Source organism: Dyella sp. OK584 (genome assembly GCF_057787755.1).
In genome coordinates this window covers 4427594-4449362 of sequence record NZ_CM173542.1, presented here as the reverse complement: position 1 = coordinate 4449362, position 21769 = coordinate 4427594, and the positions used below count along the sequence as shown (strand labels likewise).

General features: G+C 64.2%; 22 protein-coding genes. All 22 read left to right on the top strand.

Features of this window, described 5'->3' with window-relative positions:
- Positions 1–67: 67 nt before the first annotated feature.
- The 22 genes from AC3CBN_RS20180 to AC3CBN_RS20075 all read left to right on the top strand — a co-directional run bounded on the left by AC3CBN_RS20180 (position 68) and on the right by AC3CBN_RS20075 (position 21767).
- A complete protein-coding gene (locus AC3CBN_RS20180) occupies positions 68–1492 on the top strand; it encodes a sigma-54 dependent transcriptional regulator (RefSeq protein ID WP_488634756.1) in 1425 nt (474 codons plus the stop codon).
- A gap of 245 nt (positions 1493–1737) precedes the next feature.
- Positions 1738–2061 (top strand): flagellar hook-basal body complex protein FliE, encoded by a 324-nt coding sequence (gene fliE, locus AC3CBN_RS20175; protein WP_488634755.1) that lies wholly within the window; start codon positions 1738–1740, stop codon positions 2059–2061.
- A gap of 317 nt (positions 2062–2378) precedes the next feature.
- Positions 2379–4082 (top strand): flagellar basal-body MS-ring/collar protein FliF, encoded by a 1704-nt coding sequence (gene fliF, locus AC3CBN_RS20170; protein ID WP_488634754.1) that lies wholly within the window; start codon positions 2379–2381, stop codon positions 4080–4082.
- Positions 4083–4229: 147 nt separating this feature from the next.
- A complete protein-coding gene (fliG, locus tag AC3CBN_RS20165; RefSeq protein ID WP_488636778.1) occupies positions 4230–5225 on the top strand; it encodes a flagellar motor switch protein FliG in 996 nt (331 codons plus the stop codon).
- The gene (locus AC3CBN_RS20160; RefSeq protein WP_488634753.1) at positions 5222–5869 is read left to right on the top strand and encodes a flagellar assembly protein FliH; all 648 of its coding nucleotides are present in this window, start codon (positions 5222–5224) and stop codon (positions 5867–5869) included. The genes fliG and AC3CBN_RS20160 overlap by 4 nt, the downstream gene beginning before the upstream one ends.
- Positions 5866–7230: a flagellar protein export ATPase FliI gene (fliI, locus tag AC3CBN_RS20155; RefSeq protein WP_488634752.1), complete on the top strand. Its 1365-nt coding sequence runs from the start codon at positions 5866–5868 to the stop codon at positions 7228–7230. Before AC3CBN_RS20160 ends, fliI begins: the two co-directional genes overlap by 4 nt.
- Positions 7227–7661, top strand: a complete 435-nt coding sequence (gene fliJ / locus AC3CBN_RS20150) for a flagellar export protein FliJ (protein ID WP_488634751.1) — start codon at positions 7227–7229, stop codon at positions 7659–7661. Before fliI ends, fliJ begins: the two co-directional genes overlap by 4 nt.
- A gap of 37 nt (positions 7662–7698) precedes the next feature.
- Entirely contained in the window at positions 7699–8886 is a 1188-nt protein-coding gene (locus AC3CBN_RS20145; protein ID WP_488634750.1) for a flagellar hook-length control protein FliK, read from the top strand.
- Positions 8887–9825: 939 nt separating this feature from the next.
- Positions 9826–10329 (top strand): flagellar basal body-associated FliL family protein, encoded by a 504-nt coding sequence (locus AC3CBN_RS20140; protein ID WP_488634749.1) that lies wholly within the window; start codon positions 9826–9828, stop codon positions 10327–10329.
- A 12-nt stretch (positions 10330–10341) separates the two neighbouring features.
- Positions 10342–11358 (top strand): flagellar motor switch protein FliM, encoded by a 1017-nt coding sequence (gene fliM, locus AC3CBN_RS20135; protein ID WP_488634748.1) that lies wholly within the window; start codon positions 10342–10344, stop codon positions 11356–11358.
- Positions 11355–11690, top strand: a complete 336-nt coding sequence (gene fliN / locus AC3CBN_RS20130) for a flagellar motor switch protein FliN (protein ID WP_488634747.1) — start codon at positions 11355–11357, stop codon at positions 11688–11690. The genes fliM and fliN overlap by 4 nt, the downstream gene beginning before the upstream one ends.
- 5 nt (positions 11691–11695) lie before the next feature.
- Complete coding sequence (gene fliO / locus AC3CBN_RS20125; RefSeq protein WP_488634746.1) at positions 11696–12070, top strand: flagellar biosynthetic protein FliO; 375 nt, start codon at positions 11696–11698, stop codon at positions 12068–12070.
- A complete protein-coding gene (fliP, locus tag AC3CBN_RS20120; RefSeq protein ID WP_488634745.1) occupies positions 12067–12852 on the top strand; it encodes a flagellar type III secretion system pore protein FliP in 786 nt (261 codons plus the stop codon). Before fliO ends, fliP begins: the two co-directional genes overlap by 4 nt.
- Before the next feature lie 292 nt (positions 12853–13144).
- Positions 13145–13414, top strand: coding sequence for a flagellar biosynthesis protein FliQ (gene fliQ / locus AC3CBN_RS20115; protein ID WP_488634744.1), 270 nt, complete (start codon positions 13145–13147; stop codon positions 13412–13414).
- On the top strand, positions 13411–14181 hold the full coding sequence (fliR, locus tag AC3CBN_RS20110) for a flagellar biosynthetic protein FliR (RefSeq protein ID WP_488634743.1): 771 nt from the start codon (positions 13411–13413) through the stop codon (positions 14179–14181). The genes fliQ and fliR overlap by 4 nt, the downstream gene beginning before the upstream one ends.
- A 12-nt stretch (positions 14182–14193) precedes the next feature.
- Positions 14194–15330, top strand: a complete 1137-nt coding sequence (flhB, locus tag AC3CBN_RS20105; RefSeq protein ID WP_488634742.1) for a flagellar biosynthesis protein FlhB — start codon at positions 14194–14196, stop codon at positions 15328–15330.
- Between the two features lie 12 nt (positions 15331–15342).
- Positions 15343–17433 carry a flagellar biosynthesis protein FlhA gene (gene flhA, locus AC3CBN_RS20100; protein WP_488634741.1) on the top strand — a complete coding sequence of 697 codons (2091 nt, stop codon included), beginning with the start codon at positions 15343–15345 and terminating at the stop codon, positions 17431–17433.
- 120 nt (positions 17434–17553) lie between these two features.
- Complete coding sequence (gene flhF, locus AC3CBN_RS20095; protein WP_488634740.1) at positions 17554–18969, top strand: flagellar biosynthesis GTPase FlhF; 1416 nt, start codon at positions 17554–17556, stop codon at positions 18967–18969.
- 11 nt (positions 18970–18980) lie between these two features.
- A complete protein-coding gene (locus tag AC3CBN_RS20090; RefSeq protein WP_488636777.1) occupies positions 18981–19904 on the top strand; it encodes a MinD/ParA family ATP-binding protein in 924 nt (307 codons plus the stop codon).
- 1 nt (position 19905) lies between these two features.
- The gene (locus tag AC3CBN_RS20085) at positions 19906–20640 is read left to right on the top strand and encodes an RNA polymerase sigma factor FliA (protein WP_488634739.1); all 735 of its coding nucleotides are present in this window, start codon (positions 19906–19908) and stop codon (positions 20638–20640) included.
- A gap of 84 nt (positions 20641–20724) precedes the next feature.
- Positions 20725–21132: a chemotaxis response regulator CheY gene (gene cheY, locus AC3CBN_RS20080; RefSeq protein ID WP_488634738.1), complete on the top strand. Its 408-nt coding sequence runs from the start codon at positions 20725–20727 to the stop codon at positions 21130–21132.
- Positions 21129–21767 (top strand): protein phosphatase CheZ, encoded by a 639-nt coding sequence (locus tag AC3CBN_RS20075; protein WP_488634737.1) that lies wholly within the window; start codon positions 21129–21131, stop codon positions 21765–21767. The genes cheY and AC3CBN_RS20075 overlap by 4 nt, the downstream gene beginning before the upstream one ends.
- The last annotated feature ends 2 nt before the right edge of the window (positions 21768–21769 follow it).

Sequence of the window (21769 nt, the reverse complement as noted above, 5' to 3'; positions counted from 1 at the left end):
ACTCGCCAGCAGCGCAGTCCAGGGGTTCAGGGGTCCATCGATGAAGCAGCACGCACGAGAGTCAGTCATGGGAAAGTTCGACGTACTGGTGATCGAATCCGATCATCGCAGGGCGGAGTCAGTCGTATCGGCGCTGGAGTTTCTTGGTTATCGGCCACAGCGCGCCGATGACTGCGAAACGGTGGAGGAAGCGACTCATGCCTGGCGCGCGGTCTATGTGGGCGACGTGCGGGATGATGCGAAGGCGGAGCAGCAGTTCGCCCAACTGGGTGCCGCCGCAGCGCATGTGATGGTGTTGCTGGCCACCGATTCGACTTGGGTGGCGCGGATGGGGGCGGACGCATCGCCATTCGCCGCCCGCGTGGGAGTCGTCGATTTCCCGCTGCGCTACGAACAGCTCGCCGAGACCTTGCGTGGCCCTCAGTCGCCGTCGGCAATGCGTCGCACGGAGCTTCGACTGGTCGGCTGCTCGGCACCGATGGCCCGAGTGAACTCTCTGGTTCGTCAGGTGGCGCCGTTCGACTCCAGCGTATTGGTGCTGGGCGAATCGGGCACCGGCAAGGAAATGGTGGCACGCAGCATTCATGAATGTTCGTCGCGCCGCGACAAGCCTTTCGTGGCGATCAACTGCGGCGCGATTCCGGCCGAACTGCTGGAAAGCGAACTGTTCGGTCACGAAAAGGGCGCGTTCACCGGCGCCATCAGCACACGCAAGGGCCGGTTCGAGCTGGCCGAGGGTGGCACGCTGTTCCTGGATGAAATCGGTGACATGAGTTTGCCGATGCAGGTGAAGCTGTTGCGCGTACTGCAGGAGCGCGTGTTCGAGCGCGTGGGAAGCAATCGCACGCAACGCTGCGACGTGCGCATCATTGCCGCCACGCATCGCAATTTGGAGGCCGCCATTGCTGACGGCCAGTTCCGCGAGGACCTGTATTACCGCCTGAGCGTATTCCCGCTGGAAATGCCGGCGTTGCGCGAGCACCTGGACGACCTGCAGGAGCTGGTGGCCGAGTTCAACCAGCGCCTGTCGCGTCGCGGCCTGTCCGGCGTGCGCTTCAGCGCGGGCGCCATGCATGCACTGCATGGTTATGCCTGGCCGGGCAATGTGCGCGAGCTGTACAACCTGGTGGAGCGTCTTTCGATTCTCTATCCGCACGGCGAAGTGCGCGTAAGCGACCTTCCGGAAAAATATCGCGGGCAGCAGGTGATCGAGGAAGTGCGCGGTTCCGCGCTGCTGTCGCTGATGACGGGTCATTCGAGCGCGATGGCCGAGCCGATGACGGTAGTGCCGGCCGATTCGTTGGTGATGCTGCCCGAGGGTGGGCTGGATCTTAAGGATCACCTGGCCGACATCGAAGTGGGGTTGATCCGTCAAGCGCTTGACGTTACCGGCGGTGTGGTGGCACACGCGGCGAAACTGCTGCGCATGCAACGCACGACGCTGGTGGAAAAGCTGCGCAAGTACGGGCTGCAGCCAAGCCTGCAGGCTTGATGTGCTTTTTCTCCCTCTCCTCTTTGGGGAGAGGGTTGGGGTGAGGGGACAACCTTGCGTTGCACTCGGAAAAACGTCGGTCCTGTAGGAGCGCACTCTGTGCGCGACATGCCTACGTAGCGGTACACCGAACCTCCGCGGTCGCGCACAGGGTGCGCTCCTACAAGGGCAAGACAAGCGAAAAATGGCATGGCACGCCTTGTGCTTCTACACACTCAAACACCGTCACGCGTTGGATTTCCGTCATGACCCAGATCGACGTCAACAACCTTCTGTCGCAAATGCGCCAGCTCTCCTCCCAGGTGAGGCCGGCCGAGCAATCGTTCAGTGCGGCAAAGCCCGGGCAGACGGATTTCTCCAGTCTTCTCAAGCAGTCGATCTCGTCCGTGGCCGATGCACAGACGCAAGCAGGCAACCTCGCTGCAGGCTTTGAACGCGGCGATGCGGGCGCCGATCTCGGTCGCACCATGGTGGCCGTGCAGAAGGCCGATCTCTCGTTGAACACGCTGACCCAGGTGCGCAACAAGCTGGTCGATGCCTACAAAGACATCATGAACATGCCGGTCTAAGAGCCTGATTATGGTCTTCCCACAGCCCGCGTTGTCGTTGAGTGGCCGTCAGGTGGTAGGGCGCGGCGCTGCGCCTGACTGGCTGTCAGGCCAAGCCGTGCGCTGCCGCATGACGGCCACTCAGCGGCAACCCTCCAGGCCGGGTCGGTTTGCCCACATGCCAGCGTCATCGCTCGGTCGTGTATCGACATACACTTCCTCGCTCTTCCTTGGCCTGCGCGCAAACCGAGCCCGGCGCGGGCTACGGGAAGACCATAATCAGGCTCTAGCTGGTCCGATGACGACGCCTTCGCGTCCACTGAGCACGAGCAGTTTTCATGGCCGATAACGCCCTCGCGACCACCGACGACAGAGCCGGTTCTCGCCTGGACCTCAAGCAGCTTGCGCGCACGCCGGCAACGCGGCAGCTGTTGCTGCTGGTTGGTGTGGCGGCAGCCGTCGCACTCGGCGTGGCCGTGGTGTTGTGGTCGCGTGGCCCCAACTACGGTCTGTTGTATGCAGGCCTTGAACAGAAAGACGCCGCTGCAGTGACGCAGGCGCTGCAAGCCTCCAACACGCCTTATACATTGGGTGCGGATGGCAATTCGATCATGGTGCCTGCGTCCGACCTGGCGGCCATCCGGCTGAAGCTCGCCGCGCAGGGCTTGCCGCAGGGCAGTGCGGCTACGGCCACCGTTCCCGGCGCTGACTCGCCGTTCGGCATGAGCGATCTGGCCGAGCGCACGCGCTACCAGCAGATGCTGGAAACGGATCTGGGCAACACCATCGCAGGTCTTCAGTCGGTGCGCGCGGCGCGTGTGCATCTCGCATTGCCCAAGCCTTCGGCTTTTATCCGCGACAGTCACGAAGCGAGTGCTTCCGTGCTGGTGACGCTGTATCCCGGGCGACAGCTCGATGCGAGTCAGGTGGCGGCGATCGTTCACCTGGTCGCTTCCAGCGTGCCCAGCCTTGACCCCAAGCAAGTGTCGGTCGTGGATCAGCAGGGTCAGCTGCTCACCTCCACGGATCCGGGCAGTGCCAGCGCCATTGGCGATACGCGCCTGCGTCTGACCACGCGCATCGAGAACTCCTATGCGCAGCGCATCGAAGAATTGCTGACGCCGCTGGTCGGCCCCGGCAAGGTGCGCGCGCAGGTCTACGTAGACCTCGACTTCAGCGAAACCGAGAAGGCCACCGAAACCTACGGTCACGAACACCCGGCGCTGCGCAGCGAACAGACCAGCAGCAATTCCCGCACCGGTAGCGGGAGCGATGGCGGCATTGCTGGTGCGCTGAGCAATCAGCCGCCCAATGCGGTGGCTCAGCCGACGGCCGCGCAGCCCAATGCGGGCAAGGCGACAGCTGGCAAGGGCGCCGCGGCAGCTACGGCGCAGACGAGCGCACCTGGCGAGAATTCCAACAGCGCCACGCGCAACTACGAACTAGACCGCACGATCAGCCACGTAAGCGATCCAGCCGGCCGTCTCGCACGCCTCACCGTTGCCGTCGTGGTCGACAACAAGAGTGTGCCCGGCGACAAGGGCAACAAGAGCGTGCCGTTTACGCCGCAGGAACTGGAGCACCTCACCACGCTCGCCCGCAACGCCGTGGGTTACACCGAGGCACGCGGCGACAACGTCAGCGTGATCAATCAGCCTTTCCATCAGGAAGTGGCCGGCGACACCACGCAGCCACCGATGCAGTTCTGGGAACGCCCCGGCATGCTGGACCTGATCAAGCAGGCCGCCGGCATCCTGGTCGCGCTGCTGGTGGCTTTCGGTTTGCTGCGTCCGCTGTTGCGCGGACTCTCGCGTGCACCCTCGCCGGGCAGGGGCCTGGCGGTGGCACAGCAACCCATGACGCCAACCATCTCTGTACGCATCGACGACAAGGACGATGGCGACGAACTGGCGCGTCTCAACGGCGTGCCGCCAACCATCGCCTATGAGCAACGCATTGGCCTGGCGCGGCGCATGGTCAGTGAAAACCCCAAGCACGTCGCGCAGGTCGTCAGAAGTTGGGTGGGCGAAGATGGCAGCTGATCGGACACACGCTATGGTTTTCCAGCTGGCGCTTCGGAAACGGGCGGCCCGGCCGATAACTCCCGGATACGCCGCGCGCGCAGCGACGGCACAAGAACCGGGCACGCACGCAGTCGGGCGGAATGAATCATGAAGGCAGAACTCTCAATCGGCGGCGCGCAACGCGCGGCCATCCTGTTGCTCACGCTGGGCGAGCAGGACGCCGCCGAAGTGCTCAAGCACCTCAGCGCGCGCGATGTTCAGGCCGTCGGCACGGCCATGGCTGGTCTCACCAACGTATCGCGCGATCAGGTGGAGACCGTGCTCTCCCGCCTGAACGAGGACATGGGTCGTCATACCTCGCTGGGTGTCGGCACGGAGGAGTACATCCGCAAGATCCTGGTCAACGCGCTGGGCGAGAGCAAGGCTGGCGGTTTGATCGATCGCATTCTGCTCGGCCGCTCCAGCAAGGGTCTGGAGTCGCTCAAGTGGATGGAGAGTCGCGCCATCGCCGAGATGATCAGCCAGGAGCACCCGCAGATCATCGCGTTGGTGCTGGCCCATCTGGAGCCCGACCAGGCTGCCGAAGTCATCGGCTATCTGCCGCCGCGTGTTCGCAGCGATGCGGTGATGCGCATCGCCACGCTCGATGGCGTGCAGCCGCATGCGCTCAACGAGCTCGATGAGATCATGGAGCGCCAGTTCTCCGGCGGTAACACCAAGAAACTCAAGTCCGCCTCCGTGGGTGGTCTCAAGGCAGCGGCCAACATCCTCAACGCGATGGAGTCCAGCCGCGAGAACGAGCTGATGGCCGCCATCCGCACTCACGACTCGAGCCTGGGTGGTCGCATCGAAGAACTGATGTTCGTGTTCGAGGACCTGGCGGAACTCGACGACCGCAGCATGCAGACCTTGCTGCGCGAAGTGCCGACGGCGCGACTGGTCACTGCACTCAAGGGTGCCGAACCGGGCGTGCGCGAAAAGATTTTCGCCAACATGTCCAAGCGTGCCGCCGACATGCTGCGCGACGACCTGGAAGTGTCCGGTCCGGTGCGCTTGAGCGAAGTCGACGCCGCGCAGAAGGAAGTGTTGGGCATTGCACGCAAGCTGGCTGACTCGGGCGCCATCAATCTTTCCGGCACCGGTGACGAGCTGGTGGCATGAGCGCCGTACTGAATCGCGACAACCTCGCAGCCTTCGAACGCTGGCATCCGCCGGAGATGGGTGCGCCTGCCGCAGCGCAAGCGCCTGCCGAATCGGCGGTGCAACCGACCGTGCGCGATCTCGAGGCGCTCGAACAGCAGGCGCGCGAGGAAGGTTACGCGGCCGGGCATGCCGAGGGCATGGCCGCGGCACGCGACCTGGTGAACTCGCGTCTGGGCAGGCTCGATGCCTTGCTGGATGCCGCCGCGCGTCCGCTGCGTGCGATGGATGAACTGGTTGAACTGGAACTCGCGCGCCTGGCCATGACCGTGGCGCGCCAGGTGCTGGCCCACGAACTGCGCACGGCGCCGGATCTGGTCGTCGAAGCCGTGCGACAGGCTGCACTGGCATTGCCTGCGGCCACCGGCAGCCTGCGTGTACGGCTGCATGCGGATGACATTGCGCTGTTGCGTTCGCTGGAAATGGTCGAGCCGAACTGGCAGCTGATTGCCGACCCGACCCTGCAACGTGGCGACTGCATGCTCGAAAGCGAGCGCTCGCGACTGGATGCACGGGTGGAAACGCGGCTTGCCGCCGTGGTCGACGCCGTACTCGGCGCCGAAGCGGAAGATATCGACGTGGATGCCGACGAGGTGCGCGGATGAATCCGCCGCCCGACCCAACGCGCACCGCGCTTTGGCAGGAACGGCTGGCACGTCGTCGCCAGCGCGCCCTGGGCGCACGCACGCTCACCGTGGAAGGTCGCCTGCGCCGCGTGGTGGGGCTGACGCTGGAAGCGGAAGGCTGCGAAGCGCCACTCGGTGCGCGCTGCATGGTCACCACCGCCGACGGCAGTGAACTGGATACTGAAGTGGTCGGCTTCGCCGACGAACGCCTGCTGTTGATGCCGGTGAGTGAGATGCACGGCGTGCTGCCCAATGCGCGCGTGCGTCCTTGCGCGCACACCAGCGGCTTGCCGGTAGGCATGGCGCTGCTGGGCCGTGTGATCGGCGCCGATGGCGTGCCGTTGGACGGCCTTGGGCCACTGGATGTGGACGAACACGCCTCGCTCAAGCGCGAGCCGATCAACCCGATGGCGCGCAAGCCGATCGACACGCCGTTGGATACCGGCGTGCGTGCCATCAACTCGCTGCTCAGTGTGGGGCGCGGCCAGCGCCTGGGTCTGTTCGCCGGCTCCGGCGTGGGTAAATCCACGCTGCTGGGCATGATGACGCGCTACACCGACGCCGATGTGGTGGTGGTCGGTCTGATTGGTGAGCGCGGTCGCGAAGTGAAGGAGTTCGTCGAGCACACGCTGGGGCCCGAAGGGCGCGCGCGTGCCGTCATCGTCGCCGCGCCTGCCGACGCGCCGCCGCTCAAGCGTCTGCGTGGCGCGCAGTACGCCACCGCTATTGCCGAGTGGTTTCGCGATCGCGGTCAGCGCGTGCTGCTGTTGATGGATTCGATCACCCGTTATGCGCAGGCGCAGCGCGAAATTGCGCTGGCCATCGGCGAGCCGCCCGCCACCAAGGGTTATCCGCCGTCCGTATTTGCCATGCTGCCGGCGCTGGTCGAACGCGCGGGCAACGATGCCGAAGGGCGCGGTTCCATCACCGCGTTCTATACCGTACTTACCGAAGGCGATGACTATCGCCACGACCCCATTGCCGATGCGTCGCGCGCCATTCTGGACGGCCATATCGTGCTGTCGCGTGACCTCGCCGAAGCCGGGCATTACCCGGCCATCGACATCGAGGCATCCATCAGCCGCGTAATGCCGGCCGTCGTGAAGCGCGAGCATTTGCGTGCGGCACAGCGCTTTCGCCAGGTGTATTCGGCCTATCGCCAGCAGCGTGACCTGATCGCGGTGGGCGCTTACCAGAAAGGCTCCGATCCGCAGGTGGATCACGCCATCGCCATGTGGCCGCGCTTGCGCGACTTCCTGCAGCAGGAAGTGGACGCACCCACCACACTCGGCGACGCCATCGCCGCGCTCGAACAAATCACCGCCGGAGGCGCGCCGTGACGTCACGCGCGAACCGCCTGCAACCGGCTGCCGACCTGGCGCACGAGCGACAGGAATCGGCGATGCAGAAGCTTGCCGAACAGCAGCAGCGGCTGGCAAAAGCCGAAGCGCAGCTGACGGAGCTGCGGCGTTATCGCGAGGAATATGCTCAGACCTCCGGTGGCGTCACCGTCAACGCATTGCTCAACCGTCGCCAGTTCGTCGAACGCATCGACCAGGTGATTGCGCAACAGATCAACGAAGTGGCCCGCCAGCAACGCCAGCTTGAACTGGTCCGTGGCCAGTGGCGTGATGCTCATGCACGAGAAAAGGCGCTAGGCAGCGTGATCTCTAGCTACCGCGAACAAGAGCGCAAGAGCGAAGACCGCCGCGAGCAGGCTGAAATCGACGAACGCATGCAGTACCGGCGCCCCGCGCGAGGGCGACTGTGATGAAGCATCTATGCCAAGCCTCTTTGGAGACGACCCCATGACGCCTTCCGTCGCACTCGCGGCCAACGCAGCGCCGCAGGCCGACGCATCGACTTCCTCGTCGTCAGGGAAGCACGCTTCTGACTCGGCTCGCAGCGACTTTTCCAAGCCGCTGCAGCAGGCGCGTCAGCAGCATCTGTCGCAGCAGGCATCGTCAACGCCAGACGAGCCCCGCTCCACATCGTCTGGCAGCGCGTCGACATCCAGTGCCGCTTCATCCCGCGATGACACGCATGACCACGACAAGGACGACGACTCCTCGTCGAAGAACACGACGCCTGACGCGACGGCCGCCATGCTGGCGCTGTTGGGCCAGAGCGTTCCAGCCCAGGCAAACCCAACGCCTGCCACTGCAGCAGCGAGTGATGGCAATGCAAAGGATGCAGGCGCTGTAGCGACCGCAACCTCCGTGCAGACAGCCGCCATCACACCCGGCCTGACCTTGCTGGGCGCGGCGCAGGCCGCGCAGACTCAGCCCCATGCCGATGCCGATGGCGACGATCTGGTCGACGCCATGAAAGGCGATGACATGAAAGACAAGGCGCTGTCGGTGACAACGGAAGACTCCGATGCCACCACGACTCCGGTGGCCTCGGCCGGCATGCCTGTGGATGCCAAGGCAAGCCTGACTCAGGTCACGCAGGGCACAACCACACAGGGCGATCACAACGACCCGCTCGATGCCTTGCGCGCCATGACCGCACAAATGATGCAGCCTGGGCAGACCGCTGCACCGGCCACTCCCGCCACGCCTCACGCCATGACCATGCAGTCGTCAGCGGGTACACCCGCTTTCGCACAGGAGTTGGGTCAGCAGGTGGCTTGGCTCGGCGGCCAGGACATCAAGCAGGCACGCATCCGTCTGCACCCCGAAGACCTTGGCCAGCTCGACGTGAAAGTCACCGTGAAACAGGATCACGTCGACGTGAGCTTCATCGCGCAACACCCGCAGGCGGTACATGCGGTGCAGCAGACACTGAGCCAGCTCGACGCCATGCTGGCCCATCACGGGCTTACGCTGGGGCACGCCGAAGTGGGGCAGGGTGGAGGCGATGGCAACTCAAGCCAGGGTGCGTCGACGGGTTCGACGACTGGCGGTGATGCGGGGTCGTCGGAGGATGGGGTTGTTGCGTCGGTGGTCGCGCCTGTCGTGCGGGCAATTGGGTTGTTGGATACGTTTGCTTGAGTTGCAGCAGGGTATGATCGATTGATCGCGCTGCTGCATTGCTCGTCATCCCAGCGAACGCTGGGATCCAGCGTCTTGGCCTTGCCCACCTCTTCGTGATCGGGCTCGCCTGCGGCGGGCTTCCGCTGTCCTGCCGGCCAGCGGGTTACTTCTCTTTGTTTGGCCAAAGAGAAGTAACCAAGAGAAAGGCCACCCCGATGGCGCGCCTTCCGGGCTGACGCCCTCCAGGTGCGCGGGCGGGTTGCGGGGTTTTTCGACAGCACATCCATGTACTGTCGAAAAACTGGCTGGCATCCATGCCAGCCACCCTTCGGGCTTTCCTCCACCTGCCCACCGCGCCATAGGGGACGGGTAGAGCAACACCCAAGAGCGAGAGCGAACAACAAAGAGCGATGAGCAGCGTTTCGCGCTGCTCGAGCCTTGTGCTTTTGATCTTCGGGACCCCTGTGCGGCGGTGAGGGACGGACGATCAGGCCCGCAGGGGAATCGACAGGGATGTCGATTCCTTTTCGTCAGGGCAGGAGCCCTGTCGAAAAGCCCGGCCGGCCCTCACGGACTTGCCGGGCGTTGCCCGGCAAGCGCCAAGCGGGGTGCCTTTCTCTTTGGTTACTTTCTCTTGGGCAAGCAAGAGAAAGTGACCCGGCCTCCGGCAGGAGGTCGGAAGCCCGCCGCAGGCGAGCACGCTGGCTGCCACGCAAATTTCCAGCGCTGCCCCGAACAGCACTCCCATTTCCCGCGACAACCTTCCGACAGCCGCCACCAACGCGACACGACCAATCCCCGTCACGCGTCAAGAAAGCGCCACTCTCCACATCCGAAGCTGCGCAAATCCAACTCCTACAACGCTTTCCGGCGATGGCATGGCGTTTGCTATCAACAGGCATGAGGCGCTCGCGTGGCGCCGCGACATGTATCTGACTGATAGGGAATGGGATCGGCATGGCTCAGAACGAGCAGGAAATCGAAACCACGATTGCCCCACCGAAGAAGGGCGCATCCAAGACGGTGTTGGTGATGGGTGTGGCGCTGCTGGCGATGGCAGGCGTGTGCGCCTATGTGTTGCTTGGCACGCGCAGCGCTCATGGCGGCGCAGCTCCGGAAGAACCCAAGGTGGCGATGTCCAAGCAGGAGCAGTACCTCGCGCTCGACCCGCCGTTCGTGGTGAATTTCAAGGACGACCAGTCCATGCGCTTCCTGCAGGTGGGCGTGAGCCTGATGTCGCACGACGCTGCCGCGCTGGCGGCCGCCAAGGAAGCCGACCCGGTGATCCGCAATGCGCTGCTGATGCTGTTCAGTAGCCAGGACTACACCATCCTCAGCGATGCCGTTGGCAAGCAAAAGCTGCAGGCGCAAGCGCTGGATTCCGTGCGCAAGATCCTCGAGAAGCGCCTGGGTCGCCCCGGCGTCGAGGCTCTGTATTTCACCAGCTTCGTAATGCAGTAACGGACGGCATCGATGAGCGATCTGCTTTCACAGGAAGAAATCGACGCCCTGCTCGACGGCGTGGAAGGCGGCGCTGTCGAGACGGGCAACGACGAACCGTTGCCGCCCGATGCGGTGATTTCGTACGACTTCACCCAGCAGGACCGCATCGTGCGCGGCCGCCTGCCCACGCTGGAGATGGTCAACGATCGCTTTGCGCGCTTCTTTCGCACAGCGATTTTTGGCGTGCTTCGCAAGACCTGCGAGGTGTCGGTGCTCGGCGTGAAGATGATCAAGTTCGCCGAATACGTGCATGCCCTGGCCGTGCCAAGCAACCTCAACCTGGTGCGCATCAAGCCGCTACGCGGCACGGCGCTGGTGGTGATGGAGCCGCGCCTGGTGTTCACCGTGATCGACAATTTCTTCGGTGGCGACGGGCGCTTCCATGCGCGCATCGAAGGTCGCGATTTTACGGCCACCGAGAACCGCGTCATCCAGATCATGCTCGAGGCGCTGTTCACTGCGATGTCGGAAGCGTGGGCGCCGGTGCTGGCGCTGAACTTCGAATACCTGAACTCGGAGATCAATCCGCAATTCGCCAATATCGTCAGCCCTACCGAAACCGTGGTCGTGTCGAAGTTCCATGTCGAGCTTGATGGCGGTGGCGGCGAAATACACCTCACCCTGCCGTACGCGATGGTCGAGCCGATCCGCACGCTGCTCGATGCCGGCGTGCAGAGCGATCGCGTGGATCGCGACGACCGCTGGGCCGAGAACCTGCAGGACGAAGTGCTCGATGCCGAAGTCGAGCTCAGTTCGTTGCTGCTGGAGACGCGCATCAACATCGGTGACTTCCTGCGTCTGCGACCTGGCGACGTACTTCCCGTCCAGCTACCTGAATTCAGCACCGTCTTCGCCGAGGACGTGCCGGTGTTTCGCGGCCGCTATGGCCAGTCCAACGGCCACAACGCCGTTCGTTTCCACGCTCAGACCGGCCGCCGCGAAATGCGCCTGTCGACAGAACCAGTTACGGAGAAGAGCCTCGCATGACCCCGCCCAATGACGTCGCAACCCAACGCGTCGAGTTCGACCAGCTCAGCGGCCCCGCGGCCGACGGTGCCGAGGTCAACCTGGACATGATTCTCGACGTGCCCGTGACGCTGGCGATGGAAGTCGGCCGCACGCGCATCAGCATCCGCAATCTCTTGCAGCTCAACCAGGGTTCGGTGGTGGAGCTGGACCGTTCCGCCGGCGAACCGCTGGACGTGTTCGTCAACGGCACCCTGGTGGCGCACGGCGAAGTGGTGGTGATCAACGAACGCTTCGGTATCCGTCTCACCGACGTAATCAGTCCCGCCGAGCGCGTGCGAAAGCTGCGGTGAGCATGATGTTGCTTGCTCTTGCCCTGCCGGTGGCTGCGGCGCCCGAAATCAATGTGGGTGGTGAACTTGTGCGCGTGCTGCTGAGCTTGCTCGGCATCGTCGTGTTGATCTTCGCCGCGGGCTGGCTCAGCCGGCGCTTGCAGGCGCGCACGGCTCCCGGCGGTCGCCGACTGCGCTGCGTTGAAACGATGGCGGTGGGTGCGCGGGATCGCGTGCTGCTGATCGATGCCGATGGCAAGCGTTTGCTGGTGGGTGTGGGGCAGCGCGGTATGCGCACGTTGCATGTCTACGAAGGCAGTGCGCCCGCGCCGGAGGCCAGCCCTCAACCGCCCGTTCCGGGTTTTGGCGACGTGCTTGCCCGATGGAAGCGCACGCCATGAAGAAATACCGTCGCTGGATTCTCCTTCTGGCGCTACTGCTGGTGCCGATGCTCGCTTGGGCAGCGCCCACCATGCCGTCCATGCCCATCATGCCGTCCTCGCCAGCCGGCATTCCCGTACTGACCGTGCAGAACGCGCCGGGTGGTGCCCAGAACTGGACGCTGTCGCTGCAACTGCTGGCGCTGATGACGGTGCTCACGGTACTGCCAGCCGTGCTGCTGATGATGACCTCGTTCACGCGCATCATCATCGTGCTGGGTTTCCTGCGCCAGGCGCTGGGCACCCAGTCCACACCGTCGAACCAGATTCTGCTGGGTCTATCGCTGTTCCTCACGTTGTTCGTGATGTCGCCGGTGCTAACCCACGCCTATGCCGATGGCGTGAAGCCGTATATGGACGGCCAGATGAGTGCCGAATTGGCCGTGCCTGCAGCCGCTGCGCCCTTCAAGCATTTCATGCTTGACCAGACACGCGACGCAGACCTGCAGTTGTTCACGCATCTGGCCAATGAGCAGCCTTATGCGAGCAAGGACGATGTGCCGTTTCGCGTGGCGATGCCGGCGTTCGTCACCAGTGAGCTGAAGACCGCGTTCCAGATGGGCTTTCTGCTGTTCATCCCGTTCCTGATCATTGATCTGGTGGTAGCCAGCGTGCTGATGTCGATGGGCATGATGATGGTGTCGCCGACGATCATCTCGCTGCCGTTCAAGATCATGCTGTTCGTGCTGGTAGATGGGTGGACGCTGCTGCTCGGCACGCTGGCGGGGAGTTTCTACACGTGAGCGCAGCCTTTCTTTCGCCCTCTTCCGCTTGGGGAGAGGGTTGGGGTGAGTCACCTAGAGGTGGTAAAGGGTGGGTGCTTGCCACGTCCCTTCATTCTCGTCATCCCAGCGAAAGCTGGGATCCAGTGCCTTTCTTCCAGGCATTCAGCAAGCACGAAAAGTCGCTGGATCCCCGCTTTCGCGGGGATGACGGTGAGGGGAATGCATGCTTTCTCGAGCACCCGCCCTTTACCACCTTGAGGTGGCTCAGCCCAGCCATCTCCACAGAGGCGAAAGGGAGCGAGAGCACGCCATGACGCCTGAATCCGTCATCGAATTCGGCCAGCACGCGCTTTATGTGGCGATGATGGTTGCCGCGCCCCTGCTGCTCACCGCGCTGTTGGTCGGCCTGATCATCGGTGTGGTGCAGGCCGCAACGCAGATCAACGAAATGACCTTGAGCTTCATTCCCAAGGTCATTGCAATGGCGCTGGTCGCGCTGATTTCCGGTCCGTGGATGCTGCGAACGCTGGTGCAGTTCACGCGCCAGCTGATCGAAAGCCTGCCCGGGGCGGTTAAATGACCACCGTCGACCTGGCCGACATTCAACGCCTGCTGGGCTCGTTGATGTGGGCGATGGCTCGGGTGGGCGGCCTGTGTCTGATCGCTCCGGTATTCGGCGATGCGGTAGTGCCGCAGCGCATCCGTCTCGGCGTGATGCTGGTGCTTACAGCGGTGATGGCGCCGCTTGCACCCGCGACCATCGATCCGATGAGTACGGATGGCATCGCCGTGATGGTGAGCCAGGTGCTGATTGGTGCCGCAGTCGGCTTTGTGCTGAAGATGGCGTTCGAGGCGGTATCGCTGGGTGGCCAGTTGGTGGGCCAAAGCATGAGCCTGGGTTTTGCCGAGACGGTGGATCCGCGCGGTGGCGGCAGTTCACCCGTACTCAGCCAGTTTTATCTGTTGATGGTGACCCTGCTGTTTCTGGCAATGGACGGCCATTTGCGTCTGATCGCGCTGCTGGCCGACAGCTTCCGCACCTTGCCACCTGGCCAGGCGGCCATCGACGGCAACGGGCTGCATGCCGTGGTCGCGTTTGCCACGCATTTGTTCGGTGGTGCGGTTCGTGTTGCCTTGCCGGCCGTCACCTCGCTGCTGATGGTCAATATCGGTTTTGCCGCCATCAGCCGCGCCGCGCCGGCGATGAATCTTTTCGCGGTGGGTTTTCCCATCACGGTGACGCTGGGATTCGTGGCGCTGTGGATGTCGATGCACAGCGTGCCGGGTGCATTCGAATCGTTGCAGATCAGCGCGTGGACGCTGATGCACGAACTGGTCGGTGGATGAGGAAGCCGCACCATGTCCGAGAATGACGACCAGGAACGCACCGAACAACCATCCGAAAAACGCCTGCGCGAGGCGCGGGAAAAGGGTGACCTGCCGCGCTCGCGAGATCTCTCCGGCGCGGTGGTGGTGCTGGCTGGTGTATCCACGCTGATCAGCGGCGGTGAGCGCTCGATGGAACACGTGCGCCACATCTACGGCCTGGGCCTGAACTACAGCCGCGACGCGCTGTTCAGCGATGCCTTGCCTTCACGCGTGCTGGCCATGGCCGTGCGCGAGGCAATGGCGCTGTTTGCACCAGTGGCACTGGCCACCATGCTGGCCGCGCTTGCCGCACCGGTGCTGCTGGGCGGTCTCAATTTCAGCGCCGAAGCACTGCAGCCGAAGCTGGAACGGCTCGATCCTCTCAAGGGCCTGGGCCGCATCTTCGCCTTGCGTGGTCTGGTGGAGCTGGCCAAATCGTTGCTCAAGCTGGTGCTGATCGGCGCGGTGCTGCTGATGGTGCTGAAAAACTGGCAGACCGACCTGATGGCAACTGGCCACGGCGAAGTGGGGGCCGGCGCGATCAAGGCCATAAGCCTGCTTGGTCACGGCGCGCTGCTGTTCGGCTCCGTGCTTGCGCTGATCGGCGGTGCCGATGCGCTGTACCAGAAGTTCGACCACACCAAGCGCCTGCGCATGACACGCCAGGAGTTGAAGGACGAGTCGAAGGAAAGCGATGGCAATCCCGAGCTCAAAGGCCGCATTCGCCAGCTGCAATACCAGATGGCGCGCAAACGCATGATGCAGGAGTTGCCCAGCGCCGACGTGGTAATCACCAACCCCACGCACTTCGCGGTGGCGCTGCGCTATGACGAGGGCCGCATGGGCGCGCCGCGCGTCATCGCCAAGGGCGTGGACGAACTGGCCATGCAGATTCGCCTCGTCGCCGGCAGCCATCGCATCCCGACGGTGGAGGCGCCGCCACTGGCTCGCGCGCTGTATGCCACCACGCGGATCGATCGCGAAATTCCGGCGTCGTTGTACGTCGCCGTGGCGCAGGTGCTCGCCTACGTGTTCCAGCTCAAGCAGGCCGTCGTGCGTGGTGACGAACCGCCGAAGGCACCCAAACCCGATGTCGATCCGGACCTGATGGGTCCCTACAAGTTCTGACGGAAGTTAAGCATGGCCACAGCTACCGCCATCGATACCCTCAAGTCGCTCGGACGCCGCGGCGTCGGCGCGCCGGTGATCATGCTCGCCATGTTGGCGATGTTGATGTTGCCGCTGCCGCCGTTCCTGCTGGACATGCTCTTCAGCTTCAACATCGCATTGTCGCTGGTGATCCTTCTGGCGGTGATCTACGTGATGCGGCCGCTGGAATTTGCTGCGTTTCCCACCGTGGTGCTGATGGCCACGCTGTTGCGTCTGGCGCTCAACATCGCTTCCACGCGCGTGGTGCTGCTGCATGGCCATGACGGCCCCGGCGCGGCGGGCAAGGTGATCGAGGCATTTGGCGAGTTCGTCATCGGCGGCAACTTCGCGGTGGGCCTGGTGGTGTTTGCCATTCTCACCATCATCAACTTCGTGGTGGTGACCAAAGGTGCGACGCGCGTGTCCGAAGTGACCGCCCGCTTCACCCTCGATGCCATGCCTGGCAAGCAGATGGCCATCGACGCCGACCTCAACGCCGGCCTGCTCAACCAGGAACAGGCACGCGACCGTCGCCAGGAAGTGCGCGAGGAAGCGGACTTCTACGGCTCAATGGACGGTGCCTCCAAGTTCGTGCGCGGTGACGCCACGGCGGGCATCCTGATCCTCATCATCAATATCGTCGGCGGCTTTTTCGTCGGCGTGATGCAGCACGGCCTCTCGGCGAGCGACGCTGCCAAGACCTACACCCTGCTCACCATCGGTGACGGCCTGGTGGCCCAGGTGCCTTCGCTGATGTTGTCGATTGCCACCGCAGTGATCGTCACGCGCGTCTCCAAGGCGCAGGACATGGGCAAGCAGCTGATCGGCCAGGTGTTCGGCCAGCCGCGTGCGCTGGCGGTGGCTGGTGTGGTGCTGGGTGTGATGGGCCTGGTGCCTGGCATGCCGAATATGGCCTTTCTGTTGCTGGGCGGCGCGTGCGGTGGCGCTGCGTGGCTGATGATCAAACGCGATCAGGAAGCGAAGGAACGCATTGCCCAGGCGGCTACCGAAATCCCGCCGCCGGCCGCGCCGGTGGAACGCCTGGAGCTGGGCTGGGAAGACGTCGCCAGCGTCGATCCGCTGGGGCTGGAGGTGGGATACCGACTGATTCCGCTGGTGGACACGCACCAGGGCGGCGAACTGATGGGCCGCATCAAGTCGGTGCGCCGCAAACTTTCGCAGGAGCTGGGCTTTCTGGTGCCGCCGGTGCACATCCGCGACAACCTGGACCTTGGCCCCAACACCTATCGCATCACCCTGATGGGCGTGCCGATGGGCGAGGCGGAGATTCACAACGACCGCCTGCTGGCGATCAATCCGGGCCGTGTACAGGAAGGGCTGCACGGCATCGCCACGCGCGATCCGGCATTCGGCCTGGAGGCGATGTGGATCGAGCCGGGCCAGCGCGAACTCGCGCAAAGCCTGGGCTACACGGTGGTCGATCCGGCCACGGTGATCGCCACGCATCTGTCGCACATCCTGCAGGGCCACGCGCACGAATTGCTGGGTCACCAGGACGTACAGCAACTGCTCGACCGCCTCGCACAGACCACGCCGAAGCTGGTGGAAGACCTGGTGCCCAAGCGCTTGTCGCTGGGCGTGGTGGTGAAGGTGATGCAGAACCTGCTGGCCGAGCGCGTGCCGATCCGCAACATGCGGAGCATCGTCGAATCCTTGGCGGAGCATGCGGGGCAGAGTCAGGATCCCGGCACTCTCACCGCCGCCGTGCGCGTCGCGCTGGGTCGGCAGATCGTGCAGGAGATCACCGGGCTGGGCACCGAGATTCCGGTCATCACGCTGGCGCCGGAGCTCGAACAGATTTTGCTCGGCTCCCTCGCAAATGGCGGTGTGGCGGGCGCCGCAGTGGAACCGGGTCTTGCGGACCGCTTGCAGCAAGGCGTCGCGGACGCCGCGCGCAAGCAGGAAATGAGTGGCGAACCCGCGGTGTTGCTGGTCGCGCCGCAGCTGCGTCCGTGGCTCGCGCGCTTCACTCGCCACGTGGCACAGAACCTGCACGTACTGGCTTACAACGAGGTGCCCGACAACCGGAGAGTGCGGTTGGTGCAGGCGCTGGGTCGATAAGAGTCGGGAGTCGGAAATGAAATATCGGGAACTGGAACAGCGAGCGATGCACGGCCCCACAGGCCTGCAGCCTGCCCATTCGCCTTTCGTCATCGCCGGCTCCCGCTTGCGGAGCAAAGCATGAAGATCAAACGTTTCGTCGCCGCCGATATGCGCCAGGCCATGCGCGAAGTGCGCGAGGACCAGGGCCCGGATGCGGTGATCCTTTCCACGCGCCGCATGAGCGATGGCATCGAGATCATCGCCGCCGTTGATTATGACGAGGCGCTGGTGCGCGAAGCCGCACGCCACGGTGCGCCGTTGCAAGTGGAGTCGCGTACGCCGTCCGATCATGCGTCGGCCGAAGCGAAACCGATGACGGCGAGCCGGAACGACGTCATGCCGCCGCCGCTGCCGCCAATCAGCCGTCACGACGATGGCGTAACCGTCACGCTGTCGCGCGCACGGCCGCCCATGGCTCCGCCCGCGTCGGACATGTTGCAAACCGCTACCCCCAGAATCCAGCCTGCGGCTCCGATGCAGCCCGTCGCGCCTGTCGAGGCAGCGCAGCCGACCGTAACGATCGACCCGTCCGCACCGATTCATCCTCTGCTTGAGCGCGCCGTGCAGGACACGGCTCGCGTTCGTGCCGAACTCGGCAGCCTGCGAGAGTTGCTGGAGACGCAGCTTTCCAGCCTGGTGTGGAACGACATGGAACGCCGCCAGCCGCTGCGTGCACGTGTGTTGCGCGAGATGACGCGCCTGGGCATCGAGTCGGATGTGGCACGTCGACTGGTGGCCGAGCTGCCTGCGAACATCACCCCCGAACAGGCGCGCTACCTGCCGCTGGGCGTGCTGAGCCGCAGCCTTTCCATCAGCCGGCGCGACCAGTCCGAACGCCACGGCGTGACGGCGCTGGTCGGACCCACCGGCGTCGGCAAGACCACCACCATTGCCAAGCTCGCCGCGCGTGCGGTGATGCGTCAGGGTGCCTCGCAGGTTGCGCTGGTCAGCACCGATCACTACCGCATTGGCGCTGCCGCGCAGCTGGAACACTACGGTCGCCTGCTGGGCGTGCGCGTGTATCCCGCCTATGACGCGGACAGCTTGCGACAGGTACTGGATCTGCTGCGTGGTTGCCACACGGTGCTGGTGGATACGGCAGGACTCGCCGGTGGCGATCCGCGACTGGCCGAACAGCTGCAAGTGCTGGGCAACGGCGGCGAACTGCGCTCATGCCTGGTGCTGGCCGCCAATGCGCAGGCCCCATCGCTGGATGAAGCGGTGCGCGCATACCTGCCGCTGAAACCGCACGCGTGCATTCTCACCAAACTCGACGAGGCACCCAGCCTCGGCGGTGCGCTGTCGGTGCTCATCCGTCATCGGCTCGCACTCGACTACATCACCGACGGCCAGCGTGTGCCCGAGGACATCGCCACCGCCGACGCGCGTGTGCTGGTGTGCCGCGCCGCCCAGGTGCTCAAGGGCAACGGCGTGGCGTCCGCTGATGACGATGTGATGGCAGAACGTTTCGGACTAGCGGTGGCTGGCGCATGAGTGCTTTTGCGATGAATCAGGCGATTGGCCTGGAAAGCATGCTGCGGGCTCTGGCCGAGCGGCATGGCAAACAAACACCCACACCCGATCAGGCCTTTGGCCTTGCCAGCCCTCCCGCGCGCCGGCGTTGCCGCGCCATCGCGGTGGCTGGCGGCAAGGGCGGTGTGGGCAAGACCACCGTGTCGGTGAACCTCGGCATGTCGCTGGCGATGGCCGGGCACCAGGTGATCCTGCTGGACGCCGACATGGGCCTGGCCAACATCGACGTGCTGCTTGGCCTCACGCCAACGCGCCATATCGGTCATCTGCTGGACGGCCATTGCGGCATCGAAGACCTGCTGCTGACGGGCCCGCATGGTATGAAGATCGTGCCCGCCGGCTCCGGCACACGTCGACTGGCGCAGCTGAGCAACAACGAGCACGCCGCGGTGATCCGCGCGTTCGATGATCTGGTGTCGCCGCCCGACTACCTGCTGGTGGATACGGCTGCGGGCCTGTCGGACAACGTGGCGATGTTCGCCGCGGCCGCCGACGATGTGGTGCTAGTGGTGTGCGACGAACCGGCCTCGCTTACCGACGCCTACGCCATGCTCAAGGTGCTCAGCCGTGACTTTGGTGTGCGCCGCTTCCGCATGGTGGCCAACATGGTGCGCAACGCGGGCGAAGCGCGGCAGCTGCATCAGAAGCTGGCACGCGTGAGCGACCGCTTCCTGGACGTGGCATTGGAATTCATGGGGATGGTGCCGCACGACGAACGGCTCAAGCAGGCCATCAAGCGCCAGAGCGCGGTGGTGGATCTGTGGCCGTCGAGTCGTTCGGGACAGGCATTCAAGCAATTGGCAGGTGCGGTCGATACATGGGGTGAACCCGAGCGACTGGGGCTGGACCGCATTGCCTTCTTCAGCAGGCAGGCCGCAGCGGCGACGGGGTGGTGAGATGAGCGTGGCTTCCGAATATCTGCAACTGCAACGGCAGAGTGCCGACGAACTGGTTCGCCAGCACGCGCCGCTGGTGCGAAGGATCGCCTATCACCTGATGGGCCGCCTGCCGCCAAGCGTGGACGTGAGCGACCTGATCCAGGCCGGCATGATTGGCCTGCTGGAAGCGGCGCGCAATTTCGCCACCGGACGCAATGCGAGCTTCGAAACGTTTGCGGGTATCCGCATTCGTGGCGCGATGCTCGACGAACTGCGGCGTACCGACTGGACGCCACGCTCGGTGCACCGAAAGGTGCGCGAGATGGCCGAAGTGGTGCGCCAGATCGAGATCGAAACCGGCGCCGATGCCGATGACGCCGAGGTCATGCGGCGACTGGGCATGGGTGCCGAGGAATACCACCAGGTGCTGGCCGATGCGGCGAGCGCGCGTTTGCTCAGCCTCTCCGTGCCGGACGAAGGGGATGGTGGCGCGGCGTTCGACGTAGCCGATGCGGACAGCCTTGGGCCGCAGGACAGCGTGGAGCACGCCGGCATGCGCGAGGCGCTGATCGATGCGATCGGCAGCCTGCCAGAACGCGAGCAGTTAGTGATGTCGCTGTATTACGAGGAAGAGATGAACCTCAAAGAGATCGGCGCAGTACTTGGCGTCACCGAATCGCGGGTCTGCCAGATCCACGGTCAGGCCGTCGTCCGGTTGCGCGCGCGCATGACCGACTGGCGCGAACAAGATTGAGCCGTGAACACCATTGAGTAATAACCCCGGGATTCCCTTCAGGCATGGCGCACCGGACCACACGGTGCAAGCGGAGAAAGTGGTTTGGACAAGAATATGAAGATCCTGGTGGTGGACGACTTTTCCACCATGCGGCGCATCGTTCGCAACCTTCTGGTGGAGCTGGGTTTCAGCAACCCGCTCATCCAGGAAGCCGACGACGGCGAAAACGCCCTGACGATGCTGCGCAATAACGCCTTCGATCTGGTCGTGACCGACTGGAACATGCCCAACATGACGGGCATTGACCTTCTGCGCGCGATTCGCGCCGAGCCTTCGTTGAAGGGCATGCCGGTGCTGATGGTCACCGCGGAGAACAACCGCGACCAGATCATCGCCGCCGCGCAGGCCGGCGTGAACGGCTACGTCGTCAAGCCGTTCACCGCCGTCACCCTGCAGGAAAAACTCACCAAGATTTTCGAGCGGATTGCCGCCAGCGGAGCCACCGCATGAACGCACAACCGAATCTGATGGCTGGCGAACTGCCGCGCGAATTGCACGACTTGCTCAACAGTACCGATGGTGCCGCTTTCGAGCAGGCGCTGGATGTACTCGTGCGCCAGCGCGAGCAGCGCGTGTTCCGTGCGCTGGGCCTGCTGGCCCGTGACCTGCACGACGCCGTACGTCGCCTCGGTGGCGATCTGGCACAGGAAGGCGTTCCGGGTAGCGTGGCCCACGCGCGCCAGCACCTGAATGATGTGCTGGAAATGAGTTCGCAGGCTGCGCACCGCTCGCTCGATTTTGCCGAGCGCATGCGTCCGCTGGCCGAAGCAGTGGCTCAAAACGCCAACGCCGTGATCGACGGCACGCCGCCCAGCGACGTCGCGCATATATTGGCGAAGCAGGCGCAGACCTTCGCCAACGATTGCCGCGACGGCCTCGCCGATTTCGTGGTGGCGCAGTCGTGGCAGGACCTGTCCGGCCAGCGCATCAAGAAAGTGGTCGCCTTCATCAGCAGCGTGGAGAACTCCTTGCTGGAGCTGGTGAGCCTCACCGGCGCACTGGCCCATGGCGAAGTGGCCGTGGGGCCGGTCAAGGTCACCAGCCAGGACGAGGCTGATCGTTTGCTGAGCGAATTCGGGTTCTGAGC